We start from the raw sequence: 22,057 nt of genomic DNA, 5'->3' as shown, positions 1-22,057 counted from the left end.
CATGAAAGCCAGCACGTTCCGCCTCGGCATCAACCTGTGGCCGCCGTTCCTGTTCACCGGCATCCATGTCGCCGAGATCCATGCCGACTACCGCTATGTGCGCGTGGAACTGCGTGAGCGCCCGTGGAACGTCAATTACGTACGCACCCATTTCGGCGGCAGCCTGTTCGCCATGACCGACCCGTTCTGGATGCTGTGCCTGCTGCACAACCTGGGGCGCGACTACTACGTGTGGGACAAGGCCGGGGAGATCGAGTTCATCAAGCCCGGCAAGGGCACCGTCACCACCGAGTTCCGGCTCGACGCGGCCACGCTCGAGGAGGTGCGCGCGGCCACCGCCGAGGGCGCCAAGCACCTGCGCTGGTTCAGCAATGACGTGCTCGATGCGCAGGGCGAGGTGGTCGCACGCGTCCGCAAGCAGGTCTACGTCCGCCCCAAGCCTGAAGCGCGCCAAGCGCGCGGGTAGCCACGGCAGTGACCGCGGAGACGCGCGGCAGGCGCTGCGCGGTCGCGGCCCAGGCCACCCGGCCGCGTTTCAGGGGCTGGATGCGGCCAGCGGCAACGGCATCCGCAGCACCTGCCCCTGCCTGGCATAGGCCGGCGTTTCCAGCGCGGTGCCGTCGGCGGACAGGGTGATGGGGCGATGCGCACTGCGCAGCCCGGCAGGCAGCTCGCGCAGGTGCGCGCTCACCGCTTCGGCGTCCTGCAATGCCTGTCCGCGCATCCACAGCACCGCCTGCAGCAGCCGCAGCTGCGCGGCGGCATCCTGTTCCCGGTACAGGTATCCCGTGTAGGCGGGGCCGGCGATTTCGCTGAGGATGCAGCCGATGGCGTTGGTCAGGCACTGCGGCTGCCACCACGCCGCGGCCGGCAGGGACGGTAGCGGCACCCTGCGATCCTCGGCCACGGCCTGGCGTGCAGCCGGGAGGCAGGGCCAGGCAAGCGCCTCGGCCTGCCTCGCAAGGGTTTTGCGACCGTTGTATAACAGCCTGCCCGAGCGCGGGCCAGCCTCGATCTTGCGGTCCATCAACAGCGCGAAGCGTTGCTGCATGGCGAATTCCCCGCGCATGCCGTTGCAGACGACGGCCTCGTCCGCCGACAGCGGCGCGAACGCCGTGGCGCACCCCGATGGCAACGGCGCGTCCGCCGGGAGCTCGGCCAGCACCGCAGCGAACAGCTCCGCATTGGCCCGCAGCATGGCGATGCCCATCATCGTGGCCAGCAGGTTGTCGCCGTGCGCCATCAGCATGCGTCCGCTCCCGGCATCACGGCACAGCCCGGCCAGGGCACGCGCACTGTCGCCCTGCACGTGGGCCAGTGCATGCGCGCCCAGGGGAACCGCCAGCGGACCCAGCACCGGCCAGGGACCGGGCGGCGCCTGTACCAGCGGCGAGCGGTAATGCCCATGCGCCGCCAGTTCGTCCATGCGCGACAGCAGCGTGGCCCGCGTCGCCAATGCGGCGGCCACGGCCTCGGGCGCGCGGCGCACCCGCTCCAGGCAGGTGGCGGCATCGCGGAAACCGCACAGCGCCGGGTCGGCAGTGGGCGTCCGTGCCGCCCCGTCCACCGGCAGGGGCGGCGGCACGCCCGCTTCGCTTTCGGCGTCGCCGCGGATGAAACCGGGCGCGTAGCTGTCGTCATACCACGCCTGGAACCGGCGGGTGTGTTCATCCACCTGCGCCTGCCTGTGCACCAGCGGGGCTTGCATCTCCAGCGTCGCCAGGGTGACGTAGGCGTTGCTGCCGGGCAGGTCGTGCGGTGCCTCCAACGCGGCCAGCGCGCGCTGCTGCGCCGCGGATGGCGGCCATACCCAGGAGACCAGCAGCGCCACCAGCACCAGCAGCACCAGTCCGACCACACCCGCCACCACGCGTCCCAGCGTCCTGCCCATTGCATTTCTCCCTGGTGTCATGCCGCCTTCCGTGGGCGAACGCGGCGCAAGCACTGTTACATATACGGCAACGCAGCGGCGCGCAATCGTCATGCCCGGCTGCATCGCCGCACCGCTACAATCGGCGGATGTCGCCCGAAGCTTCCGCCGTCCCCCACCGCCCCTCCCTGCAGCGCCTGTTCCTGACCGGATTGCTGACCCTGCTGCCTATCTGGCTGACCTGGGTGGTGATCAAGTTCGTGTTCGTGCTGCTGTCCGGCATCAGCAGCCCGCTGGTGGTGCCGCTGTCCGAACGCATTGCCGCCTCCTTCCCGCATTACCTGGGCTGGGTACGGGTGGAATGGATGCAGGACGTGTTCGCCCTGCTCGCCACGCTGCTGGTGATCCTGCTGGTGGGCGTGCTCAGCCGCCGCGTCATCGGCCAGCGCCTGCTGCGCTGGTTCGGCGCGGTGATCCGCCGCATCCCGCTGGCCAGCATCATCTACGACAGCGCCAAGAAGCTGCTGGACATCCTGCAGACCCAGCCGGGCAGCACCCAGCGCGTGGTGCTGATCGACTTCCCGCACCGCGAAATGAAATCGGTGGGTCTGGTGACCCGCGTCATCCGCGAACACGGTACCGGCCGCGAACTGGCTGCGGTGTACGTGCCGACCACGCCGAACCCGACCTCGGGCTATCTGGAAATCGTGCCGGTGGAGCTGCTGACCCCGACCGACTGGACCGTGGACCAGGCCATGAGTTTCATCATCTCCGGCGGCGCGGTGGCCCCGGACAGCGTGCCGTTCACCCGCGCCGGCGAGCGCTGAAACGCCGCCCGCCAGGGCAGGAACATGGGGCGCCAGGCAGGCAATGGGGGTGACTGCCGCCTTTATCCGTTGCCGGTTCCTCTTCACTAGTTCCTGCCGCTGAGGCAAGCTCCCGGGCCTGTGCGTTTCCGGAACCACCGATGACCTCCAGCCCGCTTCGCTTTCTGGCGCTTGCCATGGCCTCCGTCCTGATGTTCTCCGCCGCCGCGCCCGCCGAGGCGGCGAAGAAGAAGAGCCAGCGCCCGACCGCGACGCAATCGCGCACCGCCAAGCCCAAGGCACGCGGCAACAGGCCCCCGGCGCGTCCGGCGCCCCGTCCGGCGCGCGCGCCGCTGCCGGTCACCCAGGACAAGGCCACCCGCCTGAACCGGCTCTACGATGAGTACTGGGATGCGTCGATGCGGCTGAACCCGCTGCAGGCCACGTTCCAGGGCGACCCCCGCTTCAACGACCAGCTGCCCAACTTCCTGTCGCCGGCCTCGCGCCGGCAGGCGCATGAATTCATGGTCGAATGGCAGGGCAAGGCCGAGGCGCTGGGCAAGGAAGGCCTGCAGGGCCAGGACCTGCTCAGCTACGAGATCTTCGTGCGCGACGCGCACATCTCGCTGGCCGCCGAGCAGTACCCGTCGTGGATGCTGCCGATCAACCCCTACAACAACCTCGCCAGCATCATCGCGGTGCTCGGCTCGGGGGCCGGCGCGCAGCCGTTCCGCACGGTGAAGGACTACGAGAACTGGTCGCGGCGCTCGCTCGGGGTACCGGCATTGTTCGACCAGGCCATCGCCAACATGCGCGAAGGCATGGCCGCCGGCGTGGTGCAGCCGCGCGCGCTGATGGAAAAGGTGCTGCCGCAGCTGGACGCGGTGATCACCCCGACCGCCGAGGAGAGCATCTTCTGGGCGCCGATCCGCAACATGCCGGAGGATTTCCCGGCCGCGGACCGGGAACGGTTGAGCGCCGAGTACAAGCGCATGATCGAGTACCGGCTGCTGCCGGCCTACCGCGCCCTGCGCGGCTTCATCGCCACCCAGTACCTGCCCGCCACCCGCGCCAGCGACGGCCTCGGCGCCCTGCCCGGTGGCCAGGCCTGGTACGCGCACACCATCGCCGGGTTGACCAGCGCCTCGCGCACGCCGGCCGAGATCCACGCGCTCGGCGAGCAGGAGGTCAAGGACCTGCAGGAGCGCATCGCCCGGGTGATGAAGGAAGCGAAGATCCGCGGCTCGATGCAGAAGGCGTTCAACGCCATGCGCAACGACCGCCAGTTCACCTTCCGCGACGAGGCCGCGCTGCTGGCGCGCTACCGCGAGGTCGGCCAGCAGGTCGATGCGGCGCTGCCGGCATTGTTCGCCACCCGTCCCAGGGCGCCGCTGCAGGTCCAGCCGGTGGCGGCCGAGCACGCGCTGACCGCCAGCGCCGCCAGCTACCAGCCGCCGTCGCCGTCGCCGGCCGACGGCAGCCAGCCCGGGGTACTGCAGGTCAACACCCGCGACCTGCCGTCGCGCAAGCGCTGGGCGGTGCCGATGCAGTACCTGCACGAAGCCATCCCCGGCCACCACCTGCAACTGGGCCTGCAGCAGGAACTGTCCACGCTGCCGCGCTTCCGCCGGCTCGGCGGCGACGTCGCCTTCATCGAGGGCTGGGGCCTGTACGCCGAATCGCTGGGCGATGAAATGGGCCTGTACCGCGACCCCTACGACCGCCTCGGCTACCTGCAGACCACCCTGCTGCGCACCGTGCGGCTGGTCGCCGACACCGGCCTGCACGCGGCCGGCTGGAGCCGCCAGCAGGCGATCGACTACATGGTGAGGAACGCCGACATCAGCGCCGCCGACGCCGCCGCGGAGGTCGAGCGCTTCATGGCGCTGCCCGGGCAGACGCTGGCCTACCGGGTGGGTGAGATCAAGATCCGCCGTCTGCGCGAGAAAGCGCAGGCGGCGCTGGGCGAGCGCTTCGATCCGCGCGAGTTCCACGACGAAGTACTGAAGGACGGCTCGATGCCGTTGGATATTCTGGAAGCGAAGATCGACCGCTGGATCGCCAGCAAACAGAACTGACCCTGCAAGGAGCCGCCATGCTGCCGTGGATGTCCCGACTCGCCCCGCTGTGCCTGTTCGCGTTGTCCACGGTCGCCGGCGCCGCGCCGCTGGCGCCACCCGATGCCGGCATCGACGGCCTGATGCAGCGCTACGACGGCCGCGTGCCCGGTGCCGCGGTACTGGTGCTCAAGGACGGGCAGCCGGTGTTCCGCCGCGGCTACGGGCTGGCGGTGGTGGAGGACGGCACGCCGGTGTCGCCGGCCACCAACTTCCGGCTGGCGTCGGTTAGCAAGCAGTTCACCGCCGCGGCCATCCTGCTGCTGGCCGAGGACGGCCGGCTGTCCATCGACGACCCGCTGAAGAAATGGCTGCCCGGCCTGCCGGCGGTGGCCGACGCGATGACCCTGCGCCAGCTGCTCAGCCACACCAGCGGCCTGCTCGACTACGAAGACCTGATGGACCCGGCCGACACCCGCCAGGTACACGACATCGACGTACTGCATCTTCTGCAGAAGGAGAACCGCACCTATTTCGCGCCGGGCAGCAGCTACCGCTACAGCAACAGCGGCTATGCGCTGCTCGCGCTGGTGGTCGGCAAGGCTTCCGGCAGCGACTTCGCCAGCTTCCTGCGCCAGCGCATCTTCCTGCCGCTGGGCATGACCGCCACCTTCGCCCACCAGGACGGCGTGGACGAGGTGCCCGACCGCGCCTACGGCTACAGCCAGATCGACGGCCACTGGCAGCGCACCGACCAGAGCACCACCAGCGCGGTGCTCGGCGACGGCGGCATCTATTCTTCCATCGACGACCTGGCCAAGTGGGACGCCGCGCTCTACGACGAGCGCCTGCTGCGCCGCGCCTCGCTGCAGCAGGCCTTCAGCGCGGCCACGGCGACGCCGGAACCCGACGTGCCGCACTACGGCTTCGGCTGGCGCATCAACGGCGACGCCCTGTGGCACAGCGGCGAGAGCATCGGCTTCCGCAACGTGATCGTGCGCTACCCGAAGCAGAAGCTGACAGTGGTCGTGCTGAGCAACCGCAACGACCCGGAACCCTATGCGCTGGCGCTGCAGATCGCCCGGCGCTGGCAGGAACCCGGGCAGTGAAGCTGGCGGGGATCCACCATGTCGCGCTGATCGCGTCGGACTACCCGCGCTCGCGCGACTTCTACACCCGCATCCTCGGGCTGGAGGTGGTCGCCGAGCACTTCCGCGCCGAGCGGCAGTCGTGGAAGCTGGACCTGCGCCTGCCCGACGGCACCGGGCTGGAACTGTTCTCCTTCCCCGCGCCCCCCGCGCGCCCCAGCCGCCCGGAAGCGCGGGGCCTGCGCCACCTCGCGTTCCGGGTCGCCGCGCTGGACCCGGCCATCGCCCACCTGCAGGCCCAGGGCGTGGCCTGCGAACCGGTGCGCGTGGACGAGTACACCGGCCGCCGCTTCACCTTCTTCGCCGACCCCGACGACCTGCCGCTGGAACTGTACGAAAGCGGCTGAGCCGCGTGCGGTCACATCGCCGCCCCCGGCACGTCATTGCTCCCAATGACTTCCGGCGCATTGCGTGGCCAACAGCGGCACCGGAAAGATGTCCATATCTTCCAGGGGGTGCCCGTCCATGTTGCAGATCCGCGGTCTGTCCAAAACCTACGCCAACGGCGTGCATGCGCTCAGGGATGTCGACCTGGACATTCCGCGCGGCATGTTCGGGCTGCTCGGCCCCAACGGCGCGGGCAAATCGTCGCTGATGCGCACCCTGGCGACGCTGCAGGAAGCGGATGCCGGCAGCGCCACGCTGACCACCGCCGATGGCGCCGGCATCGACGTACTCAAGGACAAGGACGCGCTGCGGCGCCGGCTGGGCTACCTGCCGCAGGATTTCGGCGTCTATCCGAAAGTCAGCGCGCTGGACCTGCTCGACCATTTCGCCGTGCTCAAGGGCCTGACCGCGCGCGCGCAGCGCCGGGAAGTGGTCGAGGGCCTGCTGCAGCAGGTGAACCTGTGGGATGCGCGCAAGCGCAAGCTCGGCACCTATTCCGGCGGCATGCGCCAGCGCTTCGGCATCGCCCAGGCGCTGCTCGGCGATCCGCAGCTGGTGATCGTCGACGAACCGACCGCGGGCCTGGACCCGGAAGAGCGCAACCGCTTCCTCAACCTGCTCGCCGAGATCGGCGAGAACGTGGTGGTGATCCTGTCCACCCACATCGTCGAGGACGTCACCGACCTGTGCCCGGCCATGGCCATCATGAACAAGGGCCAGGTCCTGCTGACCGGCAAGCCGGCCGATGCGATCGCCGCGCTGCAGGCGCAGGTCTGGCGCAAACAGGTGGCCAAGGCCGCGCTGACGGACTATGAAAGCCGCTTCACCGTGCTGTCGACGCGACTGGTGGGCGGCCACCCGGTGATCCATGTGTTCGCCGACAGCTGCCCGGAAGCCGGCTTCGAGCCGGTGGCGCCGGGCCTCGAGGACGTCTACTTCCAGCGCCTGCGCCTGCAGGCGCAGGCCGCCTGACGGAGACGACCATGACCCTGGCCTTCCTGCGCTTCGAGCTGCGCGAGCAGCTGCGTTCCCCCTTGCTGTGGCTGCTGGCGGCGCTGTTCGCCCTGCTCGCCTTCGGCGCCGCCTCCAGCGATGCCGTCCAGATCGGCGGCGGCATCGGCAACGTGCACCGCAACGCACCGTCGGTGATCGCCACCTTCATGACCTCCTTCACCCTGATCGGGCTGCTGGTGGTCACCCTGTTCGTCAGCAATGCGCTGCTGCGCGACTTCGAGCTGGGCACCTCGGAGCTGGTGTTCTCCAGCCCGATCAGGCGCCGCGACTACCTGCTGGGCCGGCTCGGCGCCGCCCTGCTGGCCAGCCTGCTGATGTACGCCATCATCGGCATCGGCCTGTTCGCCGCCCAGTTCATGCCATGGATCGACGCGGCGCGGCTCGGCCCGGTGTCGCTGCGCCCGTACCTGTGGTCGTTCGCGTTCATGGTGCTGCCGAACGTACTGTTCACCACCGCCCTGCTGTCGCTGCTGGCGGTGACCACCCGCAACATCCTGTGGGTCTACATCGGCGTCATCGTGTTCTTCGTGCTGTATGGCGTCAGCCGCGCGCTGCTGGCCGACATCGACAACCTGCGCATCGTCTCGCTGCTCGACCCGCTGGGCATGCGTGCGATGGGCCAGGCGATGCGCTACTGGTCGGCCGAGGAGCGCAACACCGGCCTGCCCGCCTTCACCGGCTACCTGCTGGAAAACCGCCTGCTGTGGCTGGCGGTCACCGCCGCCCTGTTCGCCGCCACCTTCGCCCTGTTCCGCACCGAGCGCAGCGGCACCGGCCGCAGGCGCGGCAGGAAGACCGCCAGCGTCGCCACCACCGACGGCAAGCGCAGCCAGGTGGTCGCCCCCCGGGTCACCCCGGCGTTCACTGCCGCCACCGGCTGGCGGCAGCTGCTGCGCCAGGTCGGCTTCGATGCCCTGGGCGTGTTCCGCAGCGCGCCGTTCCTGGTGCTGCTGGTGCTGGGCATGGCCAACTTCATTCCCAGCGCCCTGCACCGCCGCACGATGTACGGCACGCCCAGCTGGCCGGTGACCTCGCAGATGCTGGAGGCGCTGCAGGGCAGCTACAGCTTCCTGCTGATCATCATCGTGCTGTTCTATGCGGGCGAGCTGGTATGGCGCGAGCGTGGCGCGCGCATCGCCGGCATCAGCGACGCCATGCCGGTGCCCAACTGGGTGCCGCTGCTGGGCAAGTTCCTCACCCTGGTCGCCGTGGTCGCCGCGTTCCAGGCCGTTGGCGGGCTCACCGCCATCGCCATCCAGCTGGGCAAGGGCTACACCCAGGTCGAGCCGCTGCTGTACGTCAAGACCCTGGCGCTGAACTCGGTGGTCTACATCCTGATGGGCGGGATGGCGCTGGTGCTGCAGGTACTGAGCAACAACAAGTTCGTCGGCTATGCCCTGCTGATCGTGCTGCTGATCGGGCAGTCGGTGCTGGGCATGCTCGACTACACCCAGAACCTGTACAACTTCGGCAGCTGGCCGAATGCGCCGTACTCGGACATGAACGGCTACGGCCATTTCGTGACCGGGCAGCTGGCCTTCCAGGGCTACTGGGCGCTGTTCCTGCTGGTCCTGCTGCTGCTGTGCGCGGCGCTGTGGGTGCACGGCGTCGACTCGGCCTGGCGCCAGCGCCTGCGCCTGGCCCGGCAGCGCCTGCGCGGCCCGCTGGGCGCGGGCCTGGCAACCGCGACGCTGGCCTTCATCGCCTGCGGCGGCTGGCTGTACTGGAGCACCAACATCCGCAACGAATTCGTCTCGCCGGACCAGGTGCTGGACCGCCAGGCCCGCTACGAGCGCGAGTACCGAAAGTACAAGGACCTGCCGCAGCCGCGCATCGTCGCCGTGGACAACCACGTCGACCTGCGTCCGGAAACCCAGAGCGTGCGCATCGACGGCCGCTACCGGGTGCGCAACACCCATGCCACGGCCATCCCGGCCATCCATGTGGCGATGGCCGACGACCGCACGCTTGCCGGCATCGAGCTGGGCGGCGCCCGGCTGACCACCCACGACGCGCAGCTGGGCTACCGCATCTACACGCTGGATGCGCCGATGCAGCCCGGCGAGGAACGCGACATCACCTTCACCGTGGACATCCACCCCGACGGCATCACCGCCGGCCAGGCGCAGACCGAGATCGTCGACAACGGCAGTTTCTTCAACAGCCGCGTGCTGCCGGCGTTCGGCTACGACAGCGGCGTGGAGATCAGCGACCGCAACGAACGCCGCAAGCGCGATCTGGGCGAACCCACGCGCATGCCGCGGCTGGAGGACCAGGCCGCGCGCGCCAACAACTACATCTCCAACGACGCGGACTGGCTGGATTTCCGCAGCACCATCTGCACCGCGCCGGACCAGATCGCGCTGGCGCCGGGCTACCTGCAGAAGGAGTTCGAACGCGATGGCCGCCGCTGCTTCAGCTATGCCATGGACCGGCCGATGCTGAATTTCTACGCCTACCTGTCGGCACGCTGGGAAATGAAGAAGGCGGCCTACAACGGCATCCCGATCGAGATCTACTACGACGCCAAGCATCCGTACAACGTGGACCGGATGATCGAAGGCGTGCAGAAGTCGCTGGCCTACTACGAGGCCAACTTCAGCCCGTACCAGCACAAGCAGGTGCGCATCATCGAGTTCCCGGGCTACCGCTCGTTCGCGCAGAGTTTCGCCAACACCATCCCGTACTCCGAATCGATCGGCTTCATCGCCGACCTGCGCGACAAGGATGACGTGGACTACGTGTTCTACGTCACCGCGCACGAGGTGGCGCACCAGTGGTGGGCGCACCAGGTGATCGGCGCCAACATGCAGGGCGCGACCGTGCTGTCCGAATCGCTGTCGCAGTATTCGGCGCTGATGGTGATGGAGAAGGAGTACGGGCGCGGCCACATGCGCCAGTTCCTCAAGGACGAACTGGACAAGTACCTCTCCGGCCGCGGTGGCGAGGACGTCGAGGAGCTGCCCCTGTACCGGGTGGAGAACCAGCAGTACATCCACTACCAGAAGGGCTCGCTGGTGTTCTACCGCCTGCGCGAGGAGATGGGCGAGCAGGCCCTGAACCGCGCCCTGTCGCGCTTCATCCAGGCCAAGGCCTTCCAGCAGCCGCCATACACCACCTCGGTCGAGCTGCTGGAGTTCATCCGCGCCGAGGCCGGCCCGGCGCACCAGGCGCTGATCACCGACCTGTTCGAAAAGATCGGCTTCTACGACAACCGCGTGGTCGAGGCGACCGCGACCCGGCGTGCCGACGGCCGCTACCACGTGACCATGAAGCTGCATGCCGACAAGCGCTACGCCGACGGCGTGGGCAAGGAGACGCCGGGGACGCTGGACGACTGGATCGAGGTCGGCGTGTTCGCGAAGGGCCCCTCGGGCAAGGAACGCGACGAGAAGGTGCTTTACCTGCAGCGCCACCACGTCACCACGGCCGCGCCGGAGTTCACCGTGACCGTCGACGGGCGCCCGGACGAGGTGGGCTTCGACCCCTACAACAAGCTGATCGACCGCGTGTCGGCCGACAACCGCAAGCGGATCGGCTACCGCTGACGGTGCTGATCCGATCCTGACCGGGCGTGCTGCGGTGCGGATTCCGTACCGCAGCGAATGGGTATACATTCGCCAGCATCCGGTTGCACCGGACCACGCCATCCGCCCTGGGAGGGGACACATGCGCAAGACCTTCAAGACCCTGTTGCTGGCCCTGCCGCTGGCCATGGCCGGCATCACCGCCGCGCAGGCCGACAACGCCAGTGCCGAAGGCCGCTGGCGGCAGATCGACCCGGACACCCACCGCGCCAAGTCGATCGTCGAGATCAGCCGCACCAGCAACGGCGCGCTGCACGGCCGGATCATCGAGCTGCTCAACCCCAGCCGCCCCAACCCGACCTGCGACAAGTGCAGCGACGACCGCAAGGGCAAGCCGATCACCGGCATGGAGATCATCCGCGGCATGCGCGCCGACGGCGCCAACAAGTGGAGCGGCGGCAGCATCCTCAAGCCCGACGAGGGCAAGGTCTACAAGTCCAAGATGGAGCTGATCGAAGGCGGCCGCAAGCTGCAGGTCTCCGGCTGCATCGCCTTCATCTGCAAGTCGCAGGTGTGGGAACGGATGTAACCGGCCACCTCGGCGCCTCCCGCGAAACCCGGCCCAGGCCGGGTTTCGCGCTTGCGGGGCGGGTTTGCCGGTCGCCACGGCGGGGCATGCGATAATCGCCGGTCCCCCTGTTCTCCCCAACGGCCATGACCCGTACCGCGCTCGTCACCAACGCCCTGCCCTATGCCAACGGCCCGCTGCACCTGGGCCACCTGGTCGGCTACATCCAGGCCGACATCTGGGTACGCGCGCGCCGGCTGATGGGCGGCAAGGTCTGGTACGTCTGCGCCGACGACACCCACGGCACGCCGATCATGCTGGCCGCGGAAAAGGCCGGGGTCAGCCCGGAAACCTTCATCGCCAACATCCAGGCCGGCCACGAGCGCGATTTCGCCGCTTTCGGCGTGGATTTCGACCATTATGACTCGACCAATTCGGCCGCCAACCGCGAGCTGACCGAGGCGCTGTACAAGCGGCTCGACGCCGCCGGCCACATCAGCCGCCGCTCGGTGGCCCAGTTCTACGACCCGGCCAAGGGCATGTTCCTGCCCGACCGCTACATCAAGGGCACCTGCCCGAAGTGCAAGTCGCCGGACCAGTACGGCGACAACTGCGAGGTCTGCGGTGCCACCTATGGCCCGACCGACCTGATCGACCCGAAGTCGGTGGTGTCCGGCGCGACGCCCGAGATCCGCGATTCGGAGCATTACTTCTTCGAGGTCGGCCGCTTCCAGGACTTCCTGCGCGACTGGCTGGCCGGCGACGTCGCCCTGCCCGGCGTGAAGGCCAAGCTGGCCGAATGGCTGGACGCCGAAGGCGGCCTGCGCGCCTGGGACATCTCCCGCGACGCGCCCTATTTCGGCTTCGAGATCCCCGGCGCGCCGGGCAAGTACTTCTACGTGTGGCTGGACGCGCCGATCGGCTACCTGTCCAGCTTCCGCAACCTGTGCGCGAAGACCGGCGACGATTTCGACGCGGTGCTGGCCGCCGGCAGCGACACCGAACTGCACCACTTCATCGGCAAGGACATCGTCAATTTCCACGGCCTGTTCTGGCCGTCGGTACTGCACGGCGCCGGCCTGCGCGCGCCGACGAAGCTGCACGTCAACGGCTACCTGACCGTGGACGGCGCCAAGATGAGCAAGTCGCGCGGCACCTTCGTCATGGCCCGCACCTACCTGGACGTGGGCCTGGCACCGGAAGCGCTGCGCTACTACTTCGCGGCCAAGTCCTCCGGCGGCGTCGACGACCTGGACCTGAACCTGGCCGACTTCACCGCGCGGGTGAACGCCGACCTGGTCGGCAAGTTCGTCAACCTCGCCAGCCGCTGCGCCGGGTTCATCAGCAAGCGCTTCGACGGCCGCCTGGCCGACGCGCTGCCGGATCCGGCCCAGTACGACCGCTTCGTCGCCGCGCTGGCGCCGGTGCGCGAGGCATACGAGCGCAACGATCCGGCCGCCGCGATCCGCCTGACCATGGCGCTGGCCGACGAGGCCAACAAGTACATCGACGACACCAAGCCGTGGGTGATCGCCAAGCAGGATGGCGCCGACGCCGAACTGCAGGCGGTCTGCACCCAGGGCCTGAACCTGTTCCGCGTGCTGGTGGCCGCACTCAAGCCGGTGCTGCCGGCCACCGCGCTGCAGGCCGAGGCCTTCCTCAATGCGCCGATGCACGGTTGGGCCGACATCGACGCCCCGCTCACCGCCCACACCATCGCCACCTACGTGGCGCTGTTCACCCGTATCGACCCCAAGATGATCGACGCCATGACCGACGCCTCCAAGGACACCCTCGCCGCCGCACCCGCCGCCGACGCCAAGCCGGCCAAGGCCGAAAAGCCTGCGAAGGTCGAAGCAAGGGGTGAGGCCAAGGCCGAAGGTGAAGCCCCCGCGTACATCGGCATCAATGACTTCGCCAAGCTCGACCTGCGCATCGGCAAGGTGCTCGAATGCGGTTTCGTCGAAGGTTCGGACAAGCTGCTGCGCTTCCTGCTCGATGCCGGCGACCTCGGCCAGCGGCAGATCTTCTCGGGCATCCGCGGCAGCTACGGCGAGCCGGAGAAGCTGGTCGGCCGCAACGTGGTGTTCATCGCCAACCTGGCGCCGCGCAAGATGCGTTTCGGCCTGAGCGAGGGCATGATCCTGTCGGCCGGCTTCGATGGCGGCGCACTGGCGCTGCTCGACGCCGATGCCGGCGCGCAGCCGGGCATGCCGGTACGCTGACGCCGGCCGCGGTACGGCCGGGGGCCCCGGGCCTGCGCGTGCCGGCCCGGGGCCGCGCTCCGCGCCTGTCATTTCCCCGGCTGCTTCGCGTCCCCTTTGCCAGAGAAGGCCCCGCATCGGCACTGGAACCATGGAACTGGCCCTGTTCGATTTCGACCACACCATCACCGTCTGCGATACCTACAGCCGGTTCCTGCGCCGCGTGGCCACGCCCGAGCAGCGCGCGCAGGCATGGTGGCGCATCGGCCCGTGGCTGCTGGGCTACCGGCTGAAGCTGGTCTCCGCCACCCGCATCCGCCGCCGCGTCACCGCGCAGGTGTTCAGCGGCCGCCATGCCGGCGAGATCGCGCAGATGGCCGCCGACTATGCGCGCGACCACCTGCCCGGCATGGTGCGCCCGGAGATGCTGGAGCAGATCCAGTGGCACAAGGCGCAGGGCCACACGGTGGCCGTAGTCTCGGCCTCCATCGACCTGTACCTGCAGTCGTGGTGCCGGCAACTGGGCCTGCAGCTGATCTGCAACCGGCTGGAGGTGCAGGACAACCGCCTGACCGGGCGCTACGCCGAAGGCGATTGCGGGCCGTGCAAGGTCGCGCATATCCGGCAGCGTTTCGACCTGGGCGCATTCCGGCGCATCCACGCCTATGGCGACAGCGGCGAGGACAGGCCGATGCTGGCACTGGCGCACGAACGCTGGTACCGCGGCAGACCCGCTTCCTGACCACACGCATGCACGATACGCAGGACAACCTGATCGAACGCCTGGACCGGGTGCTGCCGCAGACCCAGTGCGGGCAGTGCGGCTACGACGGCTGCCGCCCGTATGCCGAGGCGATGGCGCGCGGCGAAGCCGGCATCGACCACTGCCCGCCCGGCGGCGACGCCGGCGCACGCACGCTGGCGCACATCCTCGGCGTGCCGGCGCGGCCCTACGACCGCGGCCGCGGTGCGCACATCCCGGCGCAGGTCGCGGTGATCGTCGAAGCCGACTGCATCGGCTGCACCAAATGCATCCAGGCCTGCCCGGTAGACGCCATCGTCGGCGGCGCCAGGTTCATGCACACGGTGCTGGCCGGGCTGTGCACCGGCTGCGAACTGTGCATCCCGCCCTGCCCGGTGGATTGCATCGTGCTGCAGCCGGCGTGACCGCCCCGCGGCCGTGGGGCTGTATCCCCGCCCCACGGCCGTCCCGCATCCCCATGCAGTCCTTCAGGCGGCGCCGGCAAGCCTGCGCAGGCCCGCCACCAGCCGGTCCATCTGCGCCGGCGCGGTGAAGATGCCCGGCGTGACCCGCACGCAGGCGCCATGCGCCAGTCCGTCGCGGTGCACGGTGAACACCCCGTGCTCCTCGAGCAGGCGCCTGGCCACGCCGATGTTCTGCTCCAGCGTGACCTGTCCCGCCAGCCGGAACGACGCGATCGCGCTGCTCAGCCGCGGCTCGTCCGGGCCCAGCAGCTGCAGCCCCGGCAGCGCACGCACCGCGTCGCGCCAGTGGTCGCGCAGGCGCAGCAGGCGCGCCCGCTTGGCCGCGGTCCCGATGCGCTGGTGGAACGCCAGCGCCGCCGGCAGCGCCAGGAACGCGGCGAAGTTGGCGGTGCCGGTGTGCACGCGGCTGGCGATGCCACGATCCGGATCGCCCATGTAGGGGTCGATGTCGGCTACCCGCCCGCGACGCACGTACATCGCCCCCACGCCTACCGGTGCGCCGATCCACTTGTGCAGGTTGATGCCGGCGAAATCCGCGCCCAGCGCATCGATGCGGGTCTCGACCTGGCCGATGGCGTGGGCGGCATCGACGATCACGTCCACGCCGCGGGCGCGGGCCATGGCCGCTATCTCCGCCACCGGCAGCAGCATGCCGTTGCGGTGGTTCACCTGGGTCAGCAGCATCAGTTTCAGGCGCGGGTTGCGCTGCAGCGCCTGCGCGTAGGTTTCCAGCACCTGCGCATGGCCGCAGGGCTCGGGCAGGGCGATCGCCACCGGCTCGACCCCGCGCCGCGCGCGCAGCCAGCGCATCGCGGTGATGGTGCTGTCGTAGTCGATGTCCGCATACAGCACCTGGTCGCCCGGCCGCAGCCGGTTGTAGCCGCCGATCAGCGCCTGCAGCGCTTCGGTCGCGCCACGGGTAAGCACCACCTCGTCCTCGCCCACGCCGAGGAAGCCGGCCAGCTGGCGCTGCACCTCGCGCATGCGTTGCGGGAACGCCACCCGCCCGAACCAGGCGTTGCCCCGGTTCACTTCGGCGGTGGCCTGCGTGTACGCCTGCAGCACCGGCCGCGCCATCGCGCCCCAGTAGCCGTTGTCGAGCATGACCACCTCGTCGCCGAGGTCGTACTGGGCGGCCACCGCCGCCCAATAGGCTTCGTCGCCGGCCAGTTGCGCCGGCGACCTCCCGGCCGGCGCCTCCGGCAGGTCCGGCACGTCCGCGGTGGCCGCGGTGGCCGCCGTCACCGCGCCGACAGCCAGTGGCATCAGCGCGGCACCGCGCAGCAAGCGTCGTCGCCCGCCGTCCATGCTCAGAACTTCACCCGGTATTCGGCATAGACGTTGCGCCCGTCGGTGTCGTACGGCGCGTTGCGCGAATACACCAGGCCGCGGCTGGCCTGGAACACCGCCTCGTCCGGATAGCGGTCGAACAGGTTGTCGGCACCGATGCGCAGGCTGTTGCCGGCGTTGAAGCGGTAGGCCAGCGCCAGGTCGAAGAACTGCATGTCGCCGAAGCGCTGGAAGATGTCGCCGGTGGCGTTGCCGGTGGAGTCGGTCCAGGCGCCGTAGTGGCGCAGCTTGGCCAGCACGCTCCAGTTGCCGATGGCGTAGTCGGCGCTGAACGTGCCCTTCTGCCGCGGCAGGCGTTCCTCGAAGATCACCCGCTGGGTCTGGCTGGTGGCGACGCTGGTCGCGCCCTTGTCCACCTGCGTGCGGTTGTAGTTCCAGCCCAGGGTCAGGTTGAGCCGGCCCGGGCCGGCGTCGCCCACCCAGCTGCCGACCAGGTCCACGCCGCGCGTGGTGGTGTCGAAATCGTTGGTGAAGTAGCTGACCGAGGTGTATCCCATCGGGTTGGGGATGCCGGCCGGGATCTGGAACGCGGCGGACTGGCTGAAACGGTCGGTGACCTTGATGTCGTACAGGTCCACCGAGCCGGAAAGGCCCGCATCGTTGCGCCAGGCCAGGCCCAGCGAGGTGGTGCGCGACTGCTCCGGCTTGAGCGCGCTGGCGCCCAGCTGCCGCGCCAGCGGATCGCTCGGCGACAGGCGCCCGGAGGTGAACACCTGCAGCGTCACCGTGTCCAGGCCCTGCACGGTGCTGGTGGTGTACAGCTGGCCCGGGGTCGGTGCGCGGAAGCCGGTGGACACCGAGCCGCGCAGCGCCAGCGCCGGGGTGACCTCGAAACGGGTGGAGAGCTTGCCGTCGAGGGTGCCGCCGAAGCTGGAGAAGCGCTCGTAGCGCGCGGCCGCACCGACGTTCCAGCGCGTGCTCAACGGCGCCTCCACGTCCACGTAGGCGGCATGGCTGCGCTGACTCCAGCGCCCGGCGTTGTCCGGGCCGAAGCCCGGCGCGCCGTTGGAGTTGCCGGCCAGTCCGGCCGCCGCGCCCGGGCCGATCGCGTACGACGCCGGATCGCCGGCATCCACGCCGTAGGTTTCCTCGCGGAACTCGGCGCCGAAGGCGATGTTCAGCGGCGCCGCCAGCACCGCCAGCGGCAGGCCGTAGACGAAATCGGCGTTGACGTTCTTCTCCACCTGCGACAGCCGCCCCAGGTAGAACGAGGTCGGGCTGGCCGGGCCCAGCGAGGCGTTGATCGACTCGTCCAGGGTGTACTCGATGCGGTTGCGGCCATAGGCGCCGCTGACGTCCCAGCTCAGGTCGGGGGTGAACTGGCCGCGCACGCCGGCCACCAGCTGCAGGTCGTCGTAGTCGCTGCCGTACTTGGGCGAAAAGCCGGTCGGGTACAGGCTGCGCACGTCCCAGCCGGGGAACACCGCGGTCGGCTTGTACACCGAGGCGGTGCCGTCGGGATTGCGCCAGTTGAAATCGCTGATGCCCTCGCCGCTGTTGTACAGGCCATGGGCATAGGCCTCGGCGGTCTGCCCGAACGGCAGCTTCAGGTTGAAGCCCAGCCGCCGGTTCTCCAGGTCGGGCTGGCCCCAGCGCTGCACCGGATCGGGCACCTGCAGCTCGGGATGCGCGTTCTGGAACGCGATCGCGTCCGGGCGCTGGCGGCTGCGCGAGGTGGCATCGGAGCTGTCGTAGTCGAGGAACAGCGACAGCACGCCGGCCTGCCCCAGGCCGACGCCGGTGCGGGCACCGAAGCGGCGGCCGCTGCCGTCGCCCTCGGCGTACTCGGACACGCCCAGCGTGAACTCGCTGCCGATGCTGTCGTCGAGGATGATGTTGATGACGCCGGCGATGGCATCGGAACCGTATTGCGCCGAAGCACCGTCGCGCAGCACCTCGATGCGCTTGATCGCGCTGGTCGGGATCTGCGAAAGATCCGGCCCCTGCGCACCGCGCGAGCCGAGCAGCGCCGAGCGATGCATGCGGCGGCCGTTGACCAGCACCAGGGTCTGGTCCGGCGACAGGCCGCGCAGGGTGGCCGGACGCACGAACACCTGGCCGTCTGCCATCGGCAGGCGCTGCACCACGAACGACGGCACCAGCTGCGCCAGCACGTCGGACAGGTCGGTCGATTCGATCGCCTGGATTTCCTCCCGTGAGAACACGTCCACCGGCGCCAGCGTATCGAACTGGGTACGGTTGGAGCCGCGCGTGCCGGTGACGATCATCGCGTCCAGCGTGGTCGGCGCGGCGACTTCGCCGGCAACGGCAGTGGCCGAGTCGGCGGTATCGGCGCGCGCATCGGCGCAGGCAAGGGGAAACAGGATGGCGGCAACGGCCATCGGCAGCAGGCAACGCTTCACGGGGCACTCCGGTATGCGGGAAACGGGCCGGCGGCGCCGACCCGGGACGCGCATGATCGGCGCACCGCGTTTCCCGTAGATGACAGGCGCGCGCACCGGTTGCGTTGCACGCGCGTCATCGCGGAGCGTTTACTCCAGCCGCTGCAGCTCCCACGCGCGGTGGATGCGCGCGTTGCGTTCGAAATCCGGGCCGATGGTCCTGGCACTGATCTCGCGGCAGCGCGCGAACCCGGCGATCGCGTTCTCTTCCAGCTTGAAGCGGCGGAAGTTGTTGGAGAAATACAGCACGCCGCCCGGCGCCAGCCGCGCCACCGCCGCGCGCAGCAGGCGCAGCTGCTCGCGCTGCACGTCGAAGTCCTCGGCGCGCGCGGAGTTGGAGAAGGTCGGCGGGTCGCAGAAGATCACGTCGTAGCGGCCCTGCTCGGCCTCCAGCCACTTGACCGCATCGGCCTGCACCAGCTGGTGGCGGCTGCCGCCCATGCCGTTCAGGGCCAGGTTGTCGGCGCACCACTGCAGGTAGGTGCCGGACAGGTCGACGCTGGTGGTCGAGGCCGCACCGGCCACCGCCGCCTCCACGCTCGCCACGCCGGTGTAGCAGAACAGGTTGAGGAAACGCTTGCCGCGCGCCTGCTCGGCCATGTGCCGGCGCAGCGGGCGGTGGTCGAGGAACAGGCCGGTATCCAGGTAATCGAACAGATTCACCCGCAGCAGCGCGTCGTTCTCGCGCACCAGGATGAACTCGCCGCGCTGCTCGAAGCGGCCGTACTTGCTGCCGCCCTTGCCGCGCTCGCGCGACTTCAACGCCACCTGCTCGGGCGGCACCTCGAACACCTCGCGCACGGCGGCCAGCAGCTCGTTGCGGCGGCGGCGCACGTCGGCATCCGGAATCGCCGCCGGTGCCACGTACTCCTGCACGTGCAGGAAGGTGCGGCGCTTGCCGCCGTCCTCCTGGTAGACGTCGATCGCCGCCGCGTACTCCGGCAGGTCGGCGTCGTAGGCACGGAAGCAGCTCACGTTCTCGCGCGCGCGCCAGCTCTTGAACTTCTTCAGGTTCTTGCGCAGGCGGTTGGCCACCATCTGCGCGCCCTCGCTGAGCTCGCGCGGCTGGCCGTCGTCCGCGCGCCCGGCCACCGCGATGGGGTCGCAGACGATCAGCGTGCACTCGATGGCACCGTTGAACAGCTGGTAGGTCCTGCGCGCGCGCAGGCCGGTGGCGAAGGCCAGCTCGGCATTGCCGCACAGCAGGCTGGCGCGCCACTGCGGCACGGTGCGCTTGAGCGCATCGCCGAGGCGCCGGTACAGCGCGGCATCGGCGGCCAGGCGTTCGTCATAGGGCGGGTTGCAGACCACGCAGCCGTTCCCCTGCGGCGGCACCTGCAGGTCGGCCACGTCGCGCACGCCGAACCAGACCGCCTCGCCGACGCCGGCTTCCTCGGCGTTCTGCCTGGCCGCGCGGATCGCCTGCGGATCCAGGTCGCTGCCATGGATGACCTGCCTGAGCGCGGCGCGGCCGATGCGCTCGCGCTCGCGCGCCTCGGCCATCAGTTCGCGCCACTGCACCTGGTCGAAACCGCGCCAGCGGCTCGGCGGCAGGCTGCCATGGCGCTGCAGCCCGGGCGCGACGTCGGCAGCCATCAGCGCACCTTCGATCAGCAGCGTGCCGCCACCGCACATCGGGTCGAGCAGGCCGCCGCCTTCGGCATGGATCTTCGGCCAGCCGGCGCGCAGCAGCACCGCCGCGGCGAGGTTTTCCTTGAGCGGCGCATCGTTCTGCGCCAGGCGCCAGCCGCGCCGGTGCAGCGAACCGCCGCCGAGGTCGATGGAGATCGTGGCGCGGCCCTTGCGCAGCGACAGGTTGATGCGCACGTCCGGCAGTTCGACGTTCACCGACGGCCGCTCCAGCCCTTCACCGCGCAGGCGGTCCACCACCGCGTCCTTGATCCGCTGCGCGGCGAAGCGCGCGTGGGTGATGGCGGTACCGGAAACATGCGCGTCCACCGCCAGGGTCAGCTCGGCATCCAGATGCGCTTCCCACGGCATCGCCAGCACGCCCTGGTACAGCGCGGCCTCGTCCGGGCAATCGAACTCGGCCAGCGGCCACAGTACGCGGCTGGCCAGGCGCGACCACAGCACCACGCGCTGGGCGTCGCGCAGTTCCCCTTCGGCATTGACCCCGGCGATGGTGGCGGTGGCCCTGGGCAGACCGAGCGCCAGCAGTTCGTCGGCCAGGAGGTACTCCAGGCCCTTGGCGCAGGAAACGAAGAATTTCACGGGGGAACGATCACAGGAACGGCGGCGGCGCCGGGGCGCGTATTGTACGGGGCATTGCCCGCCTGCCCCGGACAGGCACCGGGCCGACGCCGGCGGGCCGGCCCGGCCACGCACCCGGGCCCTGCCTAGACCCGCTGCAGCAGGGCCTCGAACTCGTGTGCGGCCGCCTGCACGTGGTTCTCCAGGCGGTGCCCGTCATCGACCAGCAGCAGCCGCGCGGCGCGGGCCTGCGCCCAGGCGATCACCGTGGCCGGCGGGATCAGTTCGTCGCCCCAGGCATGCACCACGCTGGTCGGTACCGGCGCGGCATCCAGCGCCGGCATCGGCCCCATCCGGGTCGGCGGCACCATCAGGAACAGCCCCCGCACCGGCACCTGCAGCGAGGCGATGGCCGAGACGTAGGCGCCAAGGCTGGACCCGGCCAGCACCACCGGGCCACGGCGGGCGGCATCGGCGGCCAGGCGGACCAGGCGCTGCAGGCGCGCGGGTACATCGCCCACTTCGCTGACCTCGTGGCGGGCATCGAGATCGGTGTAGTCGGGGCGCTCGTGGCTCCAGCCCAGGCGCTGCGCCACCTCGGCCAGCGCGGTGACCTTGGTCGCGTCGGGACCGCTCTCGAAACCGTGGGAAAGAATGCAGTGGCCGCGGCTCATGGGGCACCGTAGGACGAAGCGGAACGGGGCGGCAATGCTAGCATCGGTCGATGCACGCCATGCCCGCGATCCACATCGATCCCCTGCCCTACGAACCGCTGCTGGCGCTGCGCGAAGCAGCGGCGGTCGACCTGGTGGTGATCCACTGCACCGAGCTGCCGGACCTGGCCATGGCGCGCCAGTACGGCGAACGCGTGCTGTACGACAGCGGCACCGGCAACAGCGGCCATTACTACATCGACCGCGACGGCAGCATCCACCAGTACATCGCGCCGGAACGCAGCGCCCACCACGTGCGTGGCATCAATCCACGCGCGCTCGGCATCGAACTGGTCAACAGCGGCCGCTATCCGCATTGGCTGGATTCGCGCCACCAGGCGATGCACGAGCCGTATCCGCAGGCGCAGGTCGACGCGCTGGTGGCGCTGCTGCGCTGGCTGCCGCAGCGCCTGCCGGCACTGCGCTGGATCGCCGGCCACGAGGACCTGGACACCGAGCAGGTGGCGGCCAGCGACGATCCGTCGCTGCGGGTGCCGCGCAAGCGCGACCCCGGCCCGCGCTTCCCGTGGGACGAGGTGCTGGCGGCGGCACCCCTGCAGCGCATGTAGGCGC

General features: G+C 69.8%; 17 protein-coding genes. 12 read left to right on the top strand and 5 right to left on the bottom strand.

Annotation, left to right across the window (positions count from 1 at the left end):
• The first annotated feature begins 1 nt into the window (after position 1).
• Complete coding sequence (locus tag ABB33_RS06095; protein ID WP_054666728.1) at positions 2-466, top strand: DUF4442 domain-containing protein; 465 nt, start codon at positions 2-4, stop codon at positions 464-466.
• A gap of 69 nt (positions 467-535) precedes the next feature.
• On the opposite strand, the gene ABB33_RS06090 is transcribed toward ABB33_RS06095, so the two are convergent.
• Entirely contained in the window at positions 536-1,891 is a 1,356-nt protein-coding gene (locus ABB33_RS06090) for a hypothetical protein (RefSeq protein ID WP_056931496.1), read from the bottom strand.
• Positions 1,892-2,019: 128 nt separating this feature from the next.
• Here ABB33_RS06090 and ABB33_RS06085 point away from each other — a divergent pair, with 128 nt between their 5' ends.
• From ABB33_RS06085 to rnfB, 10 genes are all read left to right on the top strand, one after another.
• Positions 2,020-2,697 carry a DUF502 domain-containing protein gene (locus ABB33_RS06085; RefSeq protein ID WP_054666732.1) on the top strand — a complete coding sequence of 226 codons (678 nt, stop codon included), beginning with the start codon at positions 2,020-2,022 and terminating at the stop codon, positions 2,695-2,697.
• 140 nt (positions 2,698-2,837) lie between these two features.
• Positions 2,838-4,754 carry a DUF885 domain-containing protein gene (locus tag ABB33_RS06080; protein ID WP_056931495.1) on the top strand — a complete coding sequence of 639 codons (1,917 nt, stop codon included), beginning with the start codon at positions 2,838-2,840 and terminating at the stop codon, positions 4,752-4,754.
• Positions 4,755-4,783: 29 nt separating this feature from the next.
• Positions 4,784-5,842 (top strand): serine hydrolase domain-containing protein, encoded by a 1,059-nt coding sequence (locus tag ABB33_RS19035; protein ID WP_225546632.1) that lies wholly within the window; start codon positions 4,784-4,786, stop codon positions 5,840-5,842.
• Entirely contained in the window at positions 5,839-6,228 is a 390-nt protein-coding gene (gene gloA2 / locus ABB33_RS19030; protein WP_225546633.1) for an SMU1112c/YaeR family gloxylase I-like metalloprotein, read from the top strand. Before ABB33_RS19035 ends, gloA2 begins: the two co-directional genes overlap by 4 nt.
• Positions 6,229-6,346: 118 nt before the next feature.
• A complete protein-coding gene (locus ABB33_RS06065) occupies positions 6,347-7,240 on the top strand; it encodes an ABC transporter ATP-binding protein (protein ID WP_056931493.1) in 894 nt (297 codons plus the stop codon).
• A gap of 11 nt (positions 7,241-7,251) precedes the next feature.
• A complete protein-coding gene (locus ABB33_RS06060; protein WP_056931492.1) occupies positions 7,252-10,830 on the top strand; it encodes an ABC transporter permease/M1 family aminopeptidase in 3,579 nt (1,192 codons plus the stop codon).
• A 121-nt stretch (positions 10,831-10,951) separates the two neighbouring features.
• Positions 10,952-11,398 carry a DUF2147 domain-containing protein gene (locus ABB33_RS06055; RefSeq protein WP_056931491.1) on the top strand — a complete coding sequence of 149 codons (447 nt, stop codon included), beginning with the start codon at positions 10,952-10,954 and terminating at the stop codon, positions 11,396-11,398.
• 125 nt (positions 11,399-11,523) lie between these two features.
• Positions 11,524-13,602, top strand: coding sequence for a methionine--tRNA ligase (gene metG / locus ABB33_RS06050; RefSeq protein ID WP_056931490.1), 2,079 nt, complete (start codon positions 11,524-11,526; stop codon positions 13,600-13,602).
• A gap of 130 nt (positions 13,603-13,732) precedes the next feature.
• Complete coding sequence (locus tag ABB33_RS06045) at positions 13,733-14,323, top strand: HAD family hydrolase (protein WP_054666745.1); 591 nt, start codon at positions 13,733-13,735, stop codon at positions 14,321-14,323.
• An 8-nt stretch (positions 14,324-14,331) separates the two neighbouring features.
• Complete coding sequence (rnfB, locus tag ABB33_RS06040; RefSeq protein WP_082394069.1) at positions 14,332-14,748, top strand: Rnf electron transport complex subunit RnfB; 417 nt, start codon at positions 14,332-14,334, stop codon at positions 14,746-14,748.
• A 63-nt stretch (positions 14,749-14,811) separates the two neighbouring features.
• On the opposite strand, the gene ABB33_RS06035 is transcribed toward rnfB, so the two are convergent.
• From ABB33_RS06035 to ABB33_RS06020, 4 genes are all read right to left on the bottom strand, one after another.
• On the bottom strand, positions 14,812-16,116 hold the full coding sequence (locus ABB33_RS06035; RefSeq protein ID WP_056931489.1) for an aminotransferase class V-fold PLP-dependent enzyme: 1,305 nt from the start codon (positions 16,114-16,116) through the stop codon (positions 14,812-14,814).
• A 2-nt stretch (positions 16,117-16,118) separates the two neighbouring features.
• Positions 16,119-18,500 carry a TonB-dependent receptor plug domain-containing protein gene (locus ABB33_RS06030; RefSeq protein WP_056931508.1) on the bottom strand — a complete coding sequence of 794 codons (2,382 nt, stop codon included), beginning with the start codon at positions 18,498-18,500 and terminating at the stop codon, positions 16,119-16,121.
• A gap of 150 nt (positions 18,501-18,650) precedes the next feature.
• A complete protein-coding gene (gene rlmKL, locus ABB33_RS06025; RefSeq protein WP_056931488.1) occupies positions 18,651-20,792 on the bottom strand; it encodes a bifunctional 23S rRNA (guanine(2069)-N(7))-methyltransferase RlmK/23S rRNA (guanine(2445)-N(2))-methyltransferase RlmL in 2,142 nt (713 codons plus the stop codon).
• A 125-nt stretch (positions 20,793-20,917) separates the two neighbouring features.
• Entirely contained in the window at positions 20,918-21,445 is a 528-nt protein-coding gene (locus ABB33_RS06020; RefSeq protein ID WP_056931487.1) for an alpha/beta hydrolase, read from the bottom strand.
• Between the two features lie 50 nt (positions 21,446-21,495).
• Here ABB33_RS06020 and ABB33_RS06015 point away from each other — a divergent pair, with 50 nt between their 5' ends.
• The gene (locus ABB33_RS06015; RefSeq protein ID WP_056931486.1) at positions 21,496-22,053 is read left to right on the top strand and encodes an N-acetylmuramoyl-L-alanine amidase; all 558 of its coding nucleotides are present in this window, start codon (positions 21,496-21,498) and stop codon (positions 22,051-22,053) included.
• Positions 22,054-22,057: the final 4 nt, after the last annotated feature.

Origin of the sequence: Stenotrophomonas acidaminiphila (genome assembly GCF_001431595.1) — a bacterium.
Classification (GTDB): domain Bacteria; phylum Pseudomonadota; class Gammaproteobacteria; order Xanthomonadales; family Xanthomonadaceae; genus Stenotrophomonas; species Stenotrophomonas acidaminiphila.
The sequence above is the reverse complement of the archived record's forward strand: the minus strand, read 5'-3'. Positions and strand labels throughout refer to the sequence as shown.

Excerpts from the sequence above, each read along its gene's own strand:
- ABB33_RS06095 (WP_054666728.1), top strand. The coding sequence starts at position 2 with ATGAAAGCCAGCACGTTCCGCCTCGGCATCAACCTGTGGCCGCCGTTC.
- ABB33_RS06090 (WP_056931496.1), bottom strand. The coding sequence starts at position 1,891 with ATGGGCAGGACGCTGGGACGCGTGGTGGCGGGTGTGGTCGGACTGGTG.
- ABB33_RS06085 (WP_054666732.1), top strand. The coding sequence starts at position 2,020 with ATGTCGCCCGAAGCTTCCGCCGTCCCCCACCGCCCCTCCCTGCAGCGC.
- ABB33_RS06080 (WP_056931495.1), top strand. The coding sequence starts at position 2,838 with ATGACCTCCAGCCCGCTTCGCTTTCTGGCGCTTGCCATGGCCTCCGTC.
- ABB33_RS19035 (WP_225546632.1), top strand. The coding sequence starts at position 4,784 with ATGTCCCGACTCGCCCCGCTGTGCCTGTTCGCGTTGTCCACGGTCGCC.
- ABB33_RS06065 (WP_056931493.1), top strand. The coding sequence starts at position 6,347 with ATGTTGCAGATCCGCGGTCTGTCCAAAACCTACGCCAACGGCGTGCAT.
- ABB33_RS06060 (WP_056931492.1), top strand. The coding sequence starts at position 7,252 with ATGACCCTGGCCTTCCTGCGCTTCGAGCTGCGCGAGCAGCTGCGTTCC.
- ABB33_RS06055 (WP_056931491.1), top strand. The coding sequence starts at position 10,952 with ATGCGCAAGACCTTCAAGACCCTGTTGCTGGCCCTGCCGCTGGCCATG.
- metG (WP_056931490.1), top strand. The coding sequence starts at position 11,524 with ATGACCCGTACCGCGCTCGTCACCAACGCCCTGCCCTATGCCAACGGC.
- ABB33_RS06045 (WP_054666745.1), top strand. The coding sequence starts at position 13,733 with ATGGAACTGGCCCTGTTCGATTTCGACCACACCATCACCGTCTGCGAT.
- rnfB (WP_082394069.1), top strand. The coding sequence starts at position 14,332 with ATGCACGATACGCAGGACAACCTGATCGAACGCCTGGACCGGGTGCTG.
- ABB33_RS06035 (WP_056931489.1), bottom strand. The coding sequence starts at position 16,116 with ATGGACGGCGGGCGACGACGCTTGCTGCGCGGTGCCGCGCTGATGCCA.
- ABB33_RS06030 (WP_056931508.1), bottom strand. The coding sequence starts at position 18,500 with ATGGCCGTTGCCGCCATCCTGTTTCCCCTTGCCTGCGCCGATGCGCGC.
- ABB33_RS06020 (WP_056931487.1), bottom strand. The coding sequence starts at position 21,445 with ATGAGCCGCGGCCACTGCATTCTTTCCCACGGTTTCGAGAGCGGTCCC.
- ABB33_RS06015 (WP_056931486.1), top strand. The coding sequence starts at position 21,496 with ATGCACGCCATGCCCGCGATCCACATCGATCCCCTGCCCTACGAACCG.